Origin of the sequence: Parachlamydia sp. (genome assembly GCF_050255895.1) — a bacterium.
GTDB lineage: Bacteria > Chlamydiota > Chlamydiia > Chlamydiales > Parachlamydiaceae > Parachlamydia > Parachlamydia acanthamoebae.
Genome location: NZ_JBFWIR010000076.1, coordinates 1 through 15,178, shown reverse-complemented (window position 1 = coordinate 15,178; position 15,178 = coordinate 1). Strand labels below are relative to the sequence as shown.

General features: G+C 39.0%; 8 protein-coding genes. 1 reads left to right on the top strand and 7 read right to left on the bottom strand.

The genetic code is table 11. The annotated features are described in order from the left end of the window. Positions 1-207: 207 nt before the first annotated feature. From AB7E63_RS11675 to rpsO, 7 genes are all read right to left on the bottom strand, one after another. Positions 208-2,100 carry a hypothetical protein gene (locus AB7E63_RS11675; protein ID WP_006339939.1) on the bottom strand — a complete coding sequence of 631 codons (1,893 nt, stop codon included), beginning with the start codon at positions 2,098-2,100 and terminating at the stop codon, positions 208-210. Positions 2,101-2,294: 194 nt separating this feature from the next. After that, positions 2,295-4,613, bottom strand: coding sequence for a hypothetical protein (locus AB7E63_RS11670; RefSeq protein ID WP_006339920.1), 2,319 nt, complete (start codon positions 4,611-4,613; stop codon positions 2,295-2,297). Between the two features lie 76 nt (positions 4,614-4,689). Beyond that, on the bottom strand, positions 4,690-6,495 hold the full coding sequence (locus AB7E63_RS11665; RefSeq protein ID WP_013924642.1) for an amino acid permease: 1,806 nt from the start codon (positions 6,493-6,495) through the stop codon (positions 4,690-4,692). Between the two features lie 74 nt (positions 6,496-6,569). Then, complete coding sequence (locus AB7E63_RS11660; protein ID WP_006339915.1) at positions 6,570-9,098, bottom strand: hypothetical protein; 2,529 nt, start codon at positions 9,096-9,098, stop codon at positions 6,570-6,572. Positions 9,099-9,225: 127 nt separating this feature from the next. After that, on the bottom strand, positions 9,226-11,814 hold the full coding sequence (locus AB7E63_RS11655; RefSeq protein ID WP_006339913.1) for a hypothetical protein: 2,589 nt from the start codon (positions 11,812-11,814) through the stop codon (positions 9,226-9,228). 125 nt (positions 11,815-11,939) lie between these two features. Then, complete coding sequence (pnp, locus tag AB7E63_RS11650; protein WP_006339911.1) at positions 11,940-14,024, bottom strand: polyribonucleotide nucleotidyltransferase; 2,085 nt, start codon at positions 14,022-14,024, stop codon at positions 11,940-11,942. A 296-nt stretch (positions 14,025-14,320) separates the two neighbouring features. Then, on the bottom strand, positions 14,321-14,590 hold the full coding sequence (gene rpsO / locus AB7E63_RS11645; RefSeq protein WP_006339906.1) for a 30S ribosomal protein S15: 270 nt from the start codon (positions 14,588-14,590) through the stop codon (positions 14,321-14,323). Between the two features lie 235 nt (positions 14,591-14,825). On the opposite strand from rpsO, the gene AB7E63_RS11640 reads away from it, so the two are divergent. Further along, the coding region (locus AB7E63_RS11640) for a class I SAM-dependent methyltransferase (protein ID WP_428419568.1) at positions 14,826-15,178 on the top strand (353 nt) is incomplete at its 3' end.

Here is a 15,178-nt window from a genome sequence, read left to right as displayed (position 1 = left end):
AGGTCACATTTATTTTTTAACATATTTGTTAATTATATATCAAATAATTGAATTGATTAATTTCGTTTTAGTTTATTTTGAATTATTGTTGATATAAGTATTTAACTGAAAGCGTCTTGTAAATTTGTTGTGTTATAATGAATTAAAAATAAATGACTTAGAAAATCTTCGACCCTGAAAATAAAGGGTCGAAGTTTGAGAGCCAAATTAACTGGTTTGTTGATTGTAGTAATTAATTGCTTGGAGATAGGCAACGGTGGCTAGAATGCTTAGCGCCATAACAGAAGCGGTTGCTCGGTCAGGACGATTGAGACTATCTGCCTTAACACGGTGCAAGCCCCAGTTTGCTCCATATGCGGTTAAAGCAAAATTTTGCATGATGTATTTAACAAGATCGGAATCTTGAAAATCCTTATCATCACTTCCTATACGGAGAGAACTCAATAGCAAGAAAAAATATACCCACATGTATGGGTCAACAATCGTTTTTTCAAAGATGGTATTTTTTGTCGCATTCATTACGAGATTAGTCAATCTTTTTAACGCTGATTGAGAAGGTTCAATTTGTCGATTTGTTTGCGAGCTTTGCGGATCAAATTTTGCAGAAATGATCAGAGTAAAAATATAGGATAAAAACATACCTCCCACAATACAAATGCCCGAAATGATATCTCGCTCGCTTGCATTATCAAATGATAATCCCCAAATGGTAAAAAATAAAGTGGCTGCGGTAAATAGCGCGGTCATCCCAATTTCTTTCATGCGCAGTTTGGCATAATTTTGAACCTTTGCAGCTGTTGTTTTGAAGCTTTTAAAAACGCGTTGCATGATTGAAGGAGCGTTTTGTGGAGGACTTACCTCTGACAAGGAAACTTCTAATGAATCCTCGGTTAAATGGGTGACGACTCGGCTCGATGAGGTCGATAGTATTTCATCATCAGATCTCTCCTCTTCCAATTCTTCATCTACAAAATCATCACTCAAGTGTTGATACCCAATTTTAACGATGCTTGCTGTTCTTACATCATCAGTGGGTACAGGAATATATGCTTCTCCATTATAGGTTCTTAGGTATGGATATGATGAGGGGTCACGGTCTGCAGTACTTGTCTGCCGCTCATGATTATCTTGAGATGTTCCAAGGCACTGCTGAAAAAGCACTTTTTGTTGTTGACTATTAAAACCACTTAAGAAACCTGCAATACCAATATCTGCGTTAAATTCAGAAATAAATTTAGGGAGCAAAGCATTTGTAAAGGCAATGACAATAGGATGCGTCACCTTATTGAAAGTTGCAAAGTTTTTTAATGCCCGTGCGAGCCATGAGGGTTTTTCGTGCGGATCTCCAAGGCTTTTGACACGTTTATCCTCTTTTTTTGTGTATTTATGTGCAAGAAAGGAAAGAATTGCTCCACAAGCGTTTGCCCCTAGAAAGGTTCCACTAGCTTGTAAAAAATTATATTTATCTTTTGGGATAAGTAAGCTTACACATCCTGATACTTTTAAGGCTGTGTAAAGGAGGAAATGTTTCCAATTTTGAGCATCTCCAGATAATAAGGGAAGGGGTTTATCTGAGTGAGAACCCCAATTATCGAGATCGCCTTGTTTAAGCGTAAAGGCTGTAATAAGGCTATCCGTTGTTATAACACCCAGCAGACTATTGAAGAAGGTTAAAACTGATTGGTTTAGTGCAAGCAAAGGAATGGAACTCGGCGCATTTAGGTAAAATTGCGTGAGAACCATCACTGCATCCAACGAATATCTTTGGGTGAAATTCATGATAGATTTGAGATTATCTTCCGAAACGAGATGAGGTAAGAGAAGTCGAGCTTCGAATCCGAGTCCTATATTGGCGATTACATCGAGAGGATTTGATTCCCAGTGGGTGATGTTATAAACTTTAAATGCAATTGTGGCTGCTGCTAGAGTGGCAATTGCCAAGGCCTGAGCTGTTTTCCAATTCATTGTCACGGTTCTGCCCTGAAGTGTGCCAGGTTGAATAGGAAGAGGTTGATCTAAATTCTCTAATGTGACCATATCTAATGGATCAACAGTGTTCAGGGTTCGCGTTCTATTATGTGCGATGGCGTCGGCTTGCATTCTTCACCTCTTAATTAATGAGTTATTATGGACGGTTGCAGTTGTAGATTTTTGTGTTGAATGTGATCTATTTTCTATCCGATTTGAAAATAGATCTCAAGAGATTCAAAAGAAAAATTTCAAAAAATAAAAGGGATGAGAGAGAAAAAAAGCCTTTCTCATTAGGATACGAGAAAGGCAAAGAAGAAAGATAATTAGGCTGTGTGATCGATTCGTTTAGCCGCATTTTGGAAAGTATGTACAGCTAATTCAGCGACTGTGAATGCCAAACTTTTAACTTGAGCAGGATCTGTTACACATTTTTTGTAAATTTCTTGAATAGATTCTCGCACTATCTCGAGTGGCAGTTTGGCTGCATTAATAGAAATGTAGCCATTGACACAAGCATAGACAAGCCTAGAGGACAGTTCAATTTGATCCTGAAGTGTTGTCGGATTTCCGTCAGAAACAGCGGATTTTGAGAAAAATGTATTGGCAACATCCTGGGTTGTTTTAAACTTTTTGTCGATCGCTTTTGCTGCAATTTGACAGACGGCATCGGGTGATTCACTGTAAGGCGCTAAGCTTTGACTGAGTGTATGTGTCAGGTTATTTTGCACAATCGGAATCAGTTTTTTTGCTCCATACTGGAAAAGGTTATAAGTTCCGATTGTGCCCAGCTTTTTTTTCAGCATTTTTTCGTCTAGTTTTCCAATCTCAAACAAAATATTTCCAGCAATATCGCCGTAAATTTTTTTATTCACTCTGCCATAGTCAGGACTGTAAAATTTATTTAATCTTTCTGGAATTGGAAGGGCGTGATCAGCTTCTTCTGTTTCTTGTAAAAATTGTAGAATTTGCTCCGCAGCTAACATGGCGCCTGTTTCTTTCATCTCTTCTGAAAGTTCGGGAAAATTAAATTCAGAATCACTCCATTGAAGAAAATAGGCTGCCATTCGTTTTTGAAGAGGTTCGAGGGAGGTACGAAAGTCAAATTGTTGAATGTCTTCTGAGATAATTTCAAGATATTCTGGATTGTCCAATTTTTGGAAAAAGGCAGTTTGAAGAAGTTGTCCATTGATTAGAGGAAAAACGTGCTGAACCATCAAAGCTTCGAATTGATCAGTATTGGAGAGTTTTTTCAAAAACTGATGAATTTGAATTTTCATTTGTTTTTTGATATGTGCTTCAATAAATTGTCTGACAATTCTTCCAAGTAAAGATTCTAGATTGCCTTTATTGAGCATTAAATTTTCATAAACTGTTGGAGATAAAATTTGGTTTAATAAATTTTTTAGTTCGTCGATCAACGTTTGAAATTCCTGAGGGATTTGCTTTTCTTTCCAGAAAATGGCAAAAGGATTTTCCTCTTCGGTTTGAGGAAAGACTAAGTCATAGACCTTATCCACCATCGAAGCAACAAAAGCTTGTTCAGCATTTGGATTCTTGTCGACTTCTTGGGATTTAATGGTGCGGTGACAGTGCGGATTCTTAGCAAATTCTTCAGTTGTTGTAGATTCAATTTGTGCTCTCAGATGATTATTAATAATTTCTAAACCTTGGTCGAAAGCCAACGGATAATCCGAATGATGAACAAGGTCAGCAACTCGATCGCTCACAATTTGTCCAAAGATTAGAAAATTTTCACGGAGAAATTTTTCGACAACTGCAGATAAAGAAGAAGGTCCTAATGCTGTTTTTAAGATGTGATCCAGTGAATCAATTTTCTTTTCAAGCAAGAGCGTTCCCAGTTCTTCAAAAACTAGATTAAAAGTTGTATGCTGAAAATCTGCACGTAGCGCATGTGGGACTTGTGTGCGGTCAGATTGAAAAGCCCAATCGAGAATGGGGGTCAAGTAATGTGTCTCTAAATCCTGGCCAGCAGGTATGGGAATTCGGGCCAATCGTTGTTTCAGAGTGTTGTGGATGTCTTCTTGCTGGTAGGTGGAATCAATGAGCCAGCTAAACGCTTTTCTAAGGGAATTGGAAACATCATCTCGATTTAACGCACTTTTCAGTGTGGGCATTTTTCCTTCTTCCATTGCTTGAAGCAGTGGTGAAGCTTGGTTTGTTGTTTGGACCAAAACTTTGGCTAGCACTTTTAGATAAGAAAAAACTGTTGAGAATTTATTTAAATCGATAGCTTCTGTGCCATATTTTTCATTGAGGCATTCGAAAACTTTTTCCATCAAACCATAGGCAGAGAGCTGTAGATTTGAAAGAGCCGGAGAGAAACCCCTATCCCGTATTTCGAAAAAATCAATTTCAGATCCCGAATTTTCAGTGATAGGTGTTGCTGAAAAATGTCCTTTACTGCTTTGGGTTTGCGGTGTGTGAATGACCTTTGCTCGATTTAAAAGCTGATTAGAAGCGCGAATCAATCCAGCATTTTTTTCTAGGAATCGATCTGTTTTTTTCCAAAAAAGAAGAACGCGAAATATTTTAGAAATAATACTTTTTTTTGGAGTTTTTGGAGGGGGAAGATGTCCAGAGGTTTTAGGTGCAGAGAAAGAATTGATGGGTGGAGTATTCATGATACAATCTCTTAATAAAATTGAATTAAAGCGTATTTTAACTTTTTTTAATAAAGATTGTATTAAGAGTCAGATTTCAACAAATTACAAGTAATTCAATTTCATCAGAAAGATTTTTACCAACTTCCTGGATGATATTACCTCGAATGAATTGGAAAAATTTATTACTTCTAGGCATTCCTAATACAAGGCGCGTAGATTGATATTTTTTAGTTGTCTCTAAAATCGTTGCAGCGGGAGAATCACTTACAACATAAATGAAGTGAACTTTTCCACTTTCGAGGTGTTCTTTGGCGTAGTCAAAAATTTCACAAGCATCTTCATCCTCGAGCCAATAGCGATGCCGATCTTCTTCGGTGATCACCTGCTGTTCACGAATGAATAAAAGACAGAGGGTTTGTTTATTTTGATTACATTCATGAATGGCGAATTGCAGAGATTTTCCTATATGAGTAACGGCACAAAGAACAGAACCTTCAGGAGAAGGGGCGATAGGAGCCTCCTCCAAAATAGCCTTGTCTAGGGGAGCTTTTCGTTCTTTCCATTTTTTTTGCTGACTTTCAACGACCCATCCCCTTAAAAGAAGGCCTACTGCAACAATTGTAATGACAAAATTGCGTGCATTTGGCTTGTCGATTAATAGTGTGCATTCGATGGCGGCCATGATCAAAAAAGTGATAAACATGAAGATCCGTTCTCTTCGTTGCATATCGAGATTCCAATTGAGAGAGGAAAACCCTAAATTGGTTGCAATGGCTCCAACAAATCCTACGGCGTATAAATTGGCAAGTTCTGCCACATCTTTAAAATAAAAAACGAGAAAGGCTGGAATTGTAATGGACAGAAATAAAGGGAGATTAGGTACGCCAAAAAGATTGAGTTTTTGAAAAGCAAAAGGCAGCTCGCCATCACGAGACATCACAAAAAATAAAGAAACTAATGCAACAATCGCTGTATTCACAGCAGATAAAAGAAGAACGAAAAAAACAATTCCAATCGCTGCACCAAATAATTGGCCTATCTCAGGACCAAAGTAAGCCGAGCTGAAATAGGTTCCCATATACCGCAACATCGAATCTCGAATTTCGGATCCAGTGGCATTATACACTTCATTACCAGAAACGTGCAGACCTGGAAGAGCCATCATGGCTAAACCAAATAAGGCGGTGAAAAAGCTGACTTCGAGCATGACCCAAAAGATGGCTGGTGTAGATGTATTAGAGACGCATTGATGTTTTTCATCACAACCCGCATTCAGTGGCATGACTCCCGTCGTATTTGCGATCGCTTCTATACCTGACAGAGCGACAATAATTCCGACGAAGTGATCCCAATTCACACTAAAATGGGGAGAAAGGGGCTGTACATGTTGAATGGCAGTTGGTAAAAAAGGAAGGCTCAGCAATCCCAGGGCAATGACCACTAAGACTGTGGGGAGTGATATAAGGGCTGCAAGACTTCCCGTGTATTTGGGGCCTAAAAAATTGAGCGCTCCAATCGCCACAATTGATCCGACAGCCCAATGTTCAGGATTCGAGACACCTAGATAATTAAAAGCAGATAAAGCACTTAAGGCGGCCGTGACAAGATAATCTGCAATTAAAAAAAAGGCTCCTACGAGTGCTAAGATTTCCGATTGACTCCGGACACTTGCATAAACACCACCACCATTTGGATAATAGCGGCAAATCGTCATATAATTGATGCCCACCAAAATATTGAGACAACTGACCGAAAGGATGAGCCAGAAGGATCCATAAGAGGCTAGGGCAAAAGCTAAGCCAAGGACATAGGCCTTACTTGTGCCCCAATCTCCATAAAGAATAGCAGCGGATCTGTAAGCATTAACGTTCCGCGGGCGCATAGTGAGAGACGTGAACATATCTTTAAAGAGCTCCTTTTAATGGCTTGCATCTAAAAAGATAGTTATCAAACTTTTATCCTTTTTTGCCAATCCTATTTGTCTTTAGTCTCCTCTGGATTTCTGTCTAAGACAACGTCATCTTTTTTAGAGGATATCGTTTTGGCTTTCTCCACATCTTGTTCAGATTGGATCGTTGCTTTGGCTTCGGAAAGAGCGTTAAGAGCAATTTCGAAAAGATTAAAAAGTAGGCTTTTGGTAGTCAATTCACTTTCGAAAAAAGTGTTGTATGTTCTTGTAATCGCATTTTGTATTTCTTGAGCCGCAGGGACAACGATACCAACACCAGTTACCATATTTTGTTTGACTAGAGCATGTGTCAGAAAAGCGGCCAGTGCAAATTGCTGGGTGAGTTTTTGCTTATTTTCTTCTTTTAAAAGAGGTTCAGTTGGGGCAAAAAGAAGGTCATTTACTTGTTCTGTCGTTCCATACGTTTTTTCCGTGGCTTGAATGATCATCGCAACTCCTTTTTGATGGGAAGAACTGAAACTATGCAAGGCCGTGGTCACAAGTCCATTGATTTTCTCGTTGATTGTACTACTAAATTGTTGGGCGAGTGATGATCCAATGCCCAATAAAAAGCTCAATTTGCCCATCTTAAAAACAAGGTTCATGATCAAATCTCCATAAATATCCTTTGGGGGGACATCCGAAAATTCGAAGTATTTGTTTAGGCAATCGATGGCAAGCAGATCCGGATTCTTTTGTCTTTCCGCGAGAATATCCGTCACCAATTCTTCACAGATTTCGTTAAATTGCTGGGACCCAATTTTAAACTTTTCTTCTAATTCCTTGCGTTGTTGAGATGTGTTTTTTTCAAATAAATCCAAAAGAAGCGCTTTTAGATTGACTAGTTGAACTTCATTCTCTTGAGTTGTTTCAAGTTCCTCTGCAATTACCTGAATACTTGTTGGAGATGAAAAAAAAGATTGCATGTACTGTAGAAGTAAAAAATCATTGATTTGGGGAACAATGTGTTGAGCCATCAAAGCGGTGCGTTGTTCTGGATTTACAAGACGATTCACAATGTCTCGCATTATTTCAATCATTTTTTCCCGCACAAATTTCTTTGCGACACTTAAAATCACTCTCTCTATACTAGCGACTGTATGCCCTTTCGCTTTTTCAGCGTGACGAAGAGCTTCAGCGGGGATAATTTGTTGGAAAACACTAATTCCTTTATCAATGAGCGTTTTAAATTCTTCTGGGATGGCTGGCACTGCCTGGTAGAAAAGATCCACAATTCCATCTCTTTCGATAATAAATCCTTCGGGGCTATACATAACCTTAGAAGGGCAAATGAGTTCGAGTAAGCGTTCTGTAACAGAGGAATAAAACTTAATTTCGTTAAAAGAAGATGGATTGACAAGTCCCTTTTTTCTACTTGAAATTATGCTTGTAATTGTCGGATGGCAAACTTTGTCATCCTTTGCAAAATGTTTTTCGATGCGGGCAAGCTTCTTTTTACGGCTATTTTTTTTAAGCAAAGCTTTATCTTCAATTGAAGCTTTATCTAGCTCTGCTTCTGCTCGTTCTTTCACTTGAATTAGGGAGGCGACATGGTCGCTCAGCTGATTAAAAACACGATCATAGGCTTTAGGATAGTCTGTTCGACTGATCAAATGGGCCAGCTGATTGCTACAAATGTCCGAAACCTTTTTTGACACTTGGGAAAGAGAAGCTTGAACAAGCTGAGGAAGCTTTTTTTCTCCCATAGTGGCGACCATTAGATTGAGATAGGAGTCGATTTTTTTCTCTAACAAAAGCACGACGATTTCTTGAAGAACATCGTCGAAAGTCTTCGCATGATTTTCCTTAGCCGCTTTAACTTGAGCATTTGTATGAGTCGGATTAAAAATCCAGTCTAGAATAGGAGAAAGATAGTGTTCTTTTAAATTTTGGTTAGGAGGAATGGCAATTTCATTTAAACGCACCAAAGAATGGGTAAAGATGGATTCTTTTGTTTCTCCTTCAATTAACCAGTGGAAAATTTGCTCTAGCGAAGAGTCGATTTCAGAGCGATTTTTAGTCACCATTTCCTCGATGCGCGTTGTGTTTTTCTTCAAATCATCCACAATTTTAGAAGTTTTATTCCCTAATTGAACAACTAAGATAGCACCAACACGCAGGTATTCTTGTAAAAGTACAGCTTGCCCGCTCATGTTTTCAGTCGATCTTTTGAAATATTTATCGTAATAACATTCCATGACATGTGAAGTAAAATGACTGAAAAAATTCCGCATTGCCACAAGAGAAGGATCATAGTCGGCAAAAGGGACGACATCGTGGTTTTTTTGGATGAAAGGAGGCAGAGAAAAGCGATGAGAAGCCGGACGAGATGGATTTGTTGATTCAGAAGAAGGGAAAGGGGCGGTTGCTTTTTTTTTGAATAGATAGGAGCTTTGCTTGAGTATAGTCGTCTCTTCTTTGGAAAGTTTTATGGAGGGAAGAAACCGTTTAAAAAAATTAATGAAAAAATTTGTGATTTTGCTAAGAGGGGATTTTTTCTTAGGGACGGGGGCTATGTAAGTGGAACTTTGCGTGTTGTCAAGATGGATATTCATCAAACTGTCCTTTAGATATGCACAAGTAGAAAAGAACTCTCGATAGTGAAAAACATTTTCTGTATTAGGTTATCTCATTCGATGATAAAAAAAAATGGATTTAAGGGCTCATGAATGAGCCCTTATTTTATGTAGGATGTGAATCGTCTGCCATTTCGGGGGAATTCTCTGCTTTTAAGGCATCTAAAACCCTTTTCTGAATGCGGAATATCAGGCTTTTATTGATAGCTGGATCTGTTAGTAAGAGTTTTTGCACAAAGTCTGTCACGACGTGATTGATCGAGTCGCATGAGGGTACAAAAAGAAGTGCAGCAGAACCTATGTTAGTTTTTACACCTTGTCTTAAAAGATCATGTGCAAGTCGCGAGGTTTTGTCTATTTCTTTTTGAAGTCTTTGTTTTCGTTTTTTTTCACTCAAATGAGCGGTCTCTCCAAAAAACAATTTTTGGACTTGATCTTTACTTCCAAATGATTCTTGAGCTGAGCTTAAAGCGTTATAGAGAGGTTTAACATAAGAGTGACTTCCTGTATAAGCCGCATTGCTAATTTGTTGGCTAACTTGTCCCTTGAACATGCTGAGTAGCATTTTCGAGAGCTTTTTTCCTCCAAAAATTTTTAAAGAGCTAAGTCCAAAGCCCGCATGCATGAGGAGTTTGCCATAAGTCGAATTTCTATCAGCCTTAATCCCTTTATTGTATTCTTGCATGATAGTGATGACTTCTTTTACTGAGTCTGTCGGTTGTAGGGTGACTTGAAGAAGTGTTTCGATCTCCTCAATCACGGGTGTGATAATTTTGGTAAACTCAGCCTGATCCATTTTTTGCATGTCAAAAGAGTTAAATGACTTTTTGCTGATTTCAAAAATGGTATTTTGAATGTCTTGTTTAACAGCGTCTGTCTCACTTCCAGATTGAGAAGCCCTTAGAAAGAGGGGGGCCATCTTTTTGATATTTTTAGAATTAAAAATTGTTTGGCGAACATTTGCAGCCAAAAACTGGTCTGAAAGTGTTGGTAAAATTTGCATTGCGAGAAGCTCTTCCAGAGAATTCTGATTCGAGAGCATCTCGACCATTTTTCGTGCACCGTTTGAAATTTGTTGTTTAATAATCTCTTCAGCGGTACTCAAAGCTAATGTTTTTGTAAAGGAAAAGAAAGCATCTTGAATGCCGGCGAGATCTCCAAGCTGATCTTGGTGCATAAAGTTAACGAAAGTTTCTTTGAATTCTGTCACTAAACTTTCAAGCTCATCAGGTAAATTTGTTTTGTCAATAAGCATGTCCCAAATTTGCTCTAGGCCTGTTTTTTCTTGGTCACCTTCAAAATTGGATGAAGGCAAAAGAACTTTGAATAATTCGGCTGATATGTGCGTGTACAAGTTGTTCTCTGCCGACTTTGCGGTGTTTTCTCTTAGGGTTTCATCGGGAACGATAAGCATTTTAGTAATGGTTGGATGACAAGCATGTTCATTAGCAAAAAAAAGCGCCATGTGTTGTTTTTTGACTGCATCTTTCCCTTGTTCTTTGATGGCAGTCGCAACATTGAGAAATTCTTGCTTGGAGAGTTCTTCTTCGGGGGTATGTGCTCTTAATGATTTTGCCTTTCTCGCTTTTTTGAGATATTTCTCAGCCTTTTTATCCGCTATGATGTAAGCTTCAGTGTGCTTAGTGATAATATTCAAGATGGAGTCAAAGGTTCCAGTGTAATCGGCCGCTTTAATTTGGAAAGCTAAGCGATCAGCAACAGTTGCTCCGATTTTCGATGCTGAATTTGTAAAAAGTTCACGAACGACATCGACTAATTTGTCTTGCAAGGTATATTGAATTTTATCTTGGAAGTAAGAAATTTTGTTTTCGATAAGCAGTTGGATGACTGCATTGACAACAAGGCCTTGTAATTCATTTTTTAAGGGGTCGCTTCCAAGAAACACTTGCGAATAGTCGCGATGGTCGGACTCAAATACCCACTTTAAGATTTTATCGGCATATCCATCTTCCAAAAAAGAAACATTTTCAGGAATGTCTATTCCCTTTAATTTAGCCAACTCAATGGTTTTATCATTTAGTTTTTCCTCAATTTCTTCACGGAGATTTCGTCCTTCTTGGTCTTTAAATAGCCAAGCGAAAAGTTTTGTTGCCAATTCATCTGCTCGCTTATTATTCTCTGCGATTTCCTTGAAATTTTTTCCAATATCAGACTGAACGACTGTGTCAAGCGCCTTAGTCGTAGCATCAATAATATGACCAAGGAAAAATTTTATCCCACCATTGACTCGATCAATCATTTCGGGCGTGGGGTTCATGCTTTTAAGAGGAGATTTTAATTTTTCATCAAAAAGGCTGTCGGCAAAATGGACGCAAAAATCTTGTGTGAATTGACGCAGCTTTTCTAAGGCGATATCTTCTTTAGGTTTTGCGGCAACATTTTTTTCAGAGGCAGCGGCGGTATCTTCTTTGGGGGTTGCGAAAGTGGGGCGTATCTGTTTGGTTTGGAGATAAGCCGGATCTTTATGAATTTCTTGGATGGTCGTTTTTTGCGTAGGAGAGAGCTTAACAGATCTTTTTTTCCAGAAACAAGCTGCATGAAAGAAAGTGAAAGGAGATTTTAAAATGGTAATGCATACAGTAAAAAATTTACTGCGCGGTTTTTTACCCTTTTCTGTCAAAGGTACTGAGGTGGTAGCTGCTGAAAAATGCACATTCGAGCTTGAGCTTGTCATATAAGAATCCTTATTTTAACAATTGCAAATCATTGTATCGTAAGCCTGTTAAGAAAAGATAAAGAAAAAAAAAGCACTCATTTCTGAGTGCTTTTATCAATTCAAAAACGAACCGTAAGGTGGGATTATAACGTCGCTTTTCGGCTAAGTTTTAATTGGCCACGTTCATTAATTTCGAGAACTTTAACTGTAATCATGTCACCAATTTTGACATAATCATTCAAGTTATTAATGCGTGTGTTATCAAATTCGGAAATGTGGCAAAGACCTTCTTTTCCAGGAAGAATTTCCACAAAGATTCCAAATGGGGCAATGTTAGCAATTTTACCTGTGTAAACTTTCCCAATTTCAACATCCGAAGTTAAGCCGACGATCATCGCTTTGGCTTTTTCAATTCCTTCTAGGTTGGAAGAGGCAATGCTGATCAATCCATCGTCATTAATGTCAATTTCGACACCACTCGCTTCAATAATGGCACGAATTTGTTTTCCGCCAGGTCCAATGACCGTTGCAATTTTACTAGGTTTGATTTGCATTGTTTCGATGCGTGGAGCATAAACAGACATCTCTTCTTTATGTGTTGGGCATACTTCTAACATTTTTCCGAGAATGTGGATACGTCCTTTTTTCGCTTGCTCTAACGCCGCTTTCATAATCGATGGCGTGATTCCTTCCACTTTGATGTCCATTTGGAAGGCTGTAATTCCTTCTGCATCACCTGTGATTTTGAAATCCATATCGCCGAGAGCGTCTTCAATTCCCAAAATATCAGATAAAATGATGAATCGCTCATTTTCTAGAATGAGGCCCATTGCAATTCCTGCAACTGGACGTTTAACTGGAACGCCGGCTTCCATCATAGCTAGGCACCCACCACACACGGTTGCCATGGAAGAAGATCCATTCGATTCTGTGATGTTAGATTCTAAACGAATGGTATAAGGAAAAGCTTCTTTAGGAGGCAAAATAGCTTGAAGAGCGCGCTCCGCTAGCTTGCCGTGACCGACTTCTCTACGTCCAGGAGATCCAATGCGTCCGACTTCTCCGACAGAAAATGGAGGGAAGAAGTATTGAAGATAGAACGTGCGGCTGCCTTCGCCATCAAGATCTTCAAATCTTTGGGCCATGCTTTCACCACCCAATGTGCAAACGGATACGCTCTGTGTTTCACCACGTGTGAATAGAGAGCTGCCGTGTGCACGAGGAAGGATTCCTTGCTCGATATCAATCGGGCGAATGTTGATGGATGTTCTTCCATCACTGCGTACGTTCTCATTCAAGATCATTTCACGCATGTATTTAGAAGAAACTTCTTTTAAAGCTGTGGCCACATCTTTAGCCGGGAAAAGAGGCTCACCATCTTCCGGAAGAAGTTTTTGTTGAACAGCAGATTTGACTGCTCCCAAGGCCTCTTCTCTTTTTTGCTTTTCTTTGATGCGTAAAGCTTGCTCAAGTAGTGGTTTTGCAATTTCTTCCACGGAATGGAATACATCTTGTGGGAGAGGGCGTAGTGTGTGCAATGTTTTAGGCTTTCCAAGTTCTTTTTGCCATGCGAGAAGTGTTTCGCAAATGGCTTTAATTCCCTGGTGACCGATTTCAATGGCCTCTAAAATTTGTTCTTCTGTTAAGAAATCGCAATATCCCTCGATCATTAAAACGGCATCTTCTGTTCCTGCGAGAATGAGATCGAGTTTGGATTTCTTTTGATGTTCAACAGTTGGGTTAACCACAAACTTTCCACCGATTAAGCCTACGCGTACTGCACCTACTGGCTTAATGAGGGGGATGTCCGAAATAACTAAAGCAGCAGAAGCTCCGCAAATCGCTAAAGGTTCTGGAGCGTTTACGCCATCATAGGACCAGACATAAGAAAGAACTTGTGTTTCGTTATAATAGCCATTTTCAAACATTGGGCGAAGGGGGCGGTCAATCAGTCTTGATACCAATGTTTCTTTTTCAGAAGGGCGTCCTTCTCGTTTAATAAATCCACTAACTGTTTTTCCTGCTGAAGAGAATTTTTCTTGGTAGTCAACTCTTAAGGGTAGAAAATCTTCACCAGGAGCTAGGTCGTAATCAGCGCAAGCTGTGTTGAACAAAATGGTCTCTCCAGAGCGGACCAAAACAGCTCCATTTGCTTGACGTGCGATTTTTCCGGTTTCGAAAACAATTTCTTGTTCACCGACTTTGACTCGTGTTGTGCGTCGTTCCATATTCATCTAATCTCCTAAATGTTATATCTCCGCATGTTCCTGTGATTTTGAACGATGAGGATGAGGATGAAGTCCTAAAAGAAGGCTATGCGTCAAAATGGTTGGCCATTTTGAGCTGGCTGATTGATTAGATCCATAACTCCCAGTCAAGGAGCTGGAATTGTGGAAGGGGAATCTGTTATATATAGAATTCAGAAAACAAACCTCAAAAGCTTGTTGAAGATCGATTTCTGATTTCTATTCCCCCCCTAGTTTAAATGATAAAGGCAGCTAATGCTGCCTTAACAAAATCGCTATTATCTTCTCAATTTTAATTTTGTAATCAAATTTTGGTACCGAACAGTATCGGTTGAGTTTAGATAATCCAATAAACGCCTTCGTTGGCCGACAAGCTTAAGAAGCGCCAATCGCGAGCCGTGATCTTTTGGATTTCTTTTCAAATGTTCAGTCAATTCAGTAATTCTTTCTGTGAGAATTGCGATTTGAACATCAGCTGATCCCGTATCCTTTTCGTGAAGTTGGAACTTCTTTGTAATTTCTTCTTTTGTACCTTGGTCTAGAGACATTTAGCAGATCTCCCATTGTTAAAGCCGAAAAAGGCTACTATTTTCAACATCATTTACTTTGCATTAAAAGGCTATTATACGTGAGCCTTGTTTATAAATCAAGGGTAAAAACTTTTGCGCTAGGAATGAACAATTCTACAAGCTTTATTCAGTTCTACCCAAATTGTCGACAAAAAACTCTGGAATCGATAATCTCATTGCTTCATTTCTTGACTTTGCTAACGCAAGGAGTCTTATGCAATCAAAGCCATCAAAATCCCGCCCTAAAAAACCTTCTACTTCTTGGGAACCTGTCAGTAAATGGTACCATCAGGCAGTCGGTAAAGAAGGGCATTATTATCATCAATCTGTAATTTTACCAAAGTTGTTGAATCTTCTCAATCTAAACGAGAATTCATCCATTTTAGATGTCGCTTGTGGACAAGGAATTTTGGCCCGCCATCTACCTGAAAAAATCAGTTATGTCGGAATTGATATCGCGCCTTCTTTTGTCAATGCTGCGAAACAGTTGGATCAAAATCCGCGGCATGAATATTTGTTGGGGGATGCCATTAAACCCTATCAAGTAGACCAAAAAAAATTTTCACA

What these genes read in the sequence shown, in the direction of transcription:
- AB7E63_RS11675 (WP_006339939.1), bottom strand. Translation starts at nt 2,100, where the DNA reads ATGCAAGCCGACGCCATCGCACATAATAGAACGCGAACCCTGAACACT.
- AB7E63_RS11670 (WP_006339920.1), bottom strand. Translation starts at nt 4,613, where the DNA reads ATGAATACTCCACCCATCAATTCTTTCTCTGCACCTAAAACCTCTGGA.
- AB7E63_RS11665 (WP_013924642.1), bottom strand. Translation starts at nt 6,495, where the DNA reads ATGTTCACGTCTCTCACTATGCGCCCGCGGAACGTTAATGCTTACAGA.
- AB7E63_RS11660 (WP_006339915.1), bottom strand. Translation starts at nt 9,098, where the DNA reads ATGAATATCCATCTTGACAACACGCAAAGTTCCACTTACATAGCCCCC.
- AB7E63_RS11655 (WP_006339913.1), bottom strand. Translation starts at nt 11,814, where the DNA reads ATGACAAGCTCAAGCTCGAATGTGCATTTTTCAGCAGCTACCACCTCA.
- pnp (WP_006339911.1), bottom strand. Translation starts at nt 14,024, where the DNA reads ATGGAACGACGCACAACACGAGTCAAAGTCGGTGAACAAGAAATTGTT.
- rpsO (WP_006339906.1), bottom strand. Translation starts at nt 14,590, where the DNA reads ATGTCTCTAGACCAAGGTACAAAAGAAGAAATTACAAAGAAGTTCCAA.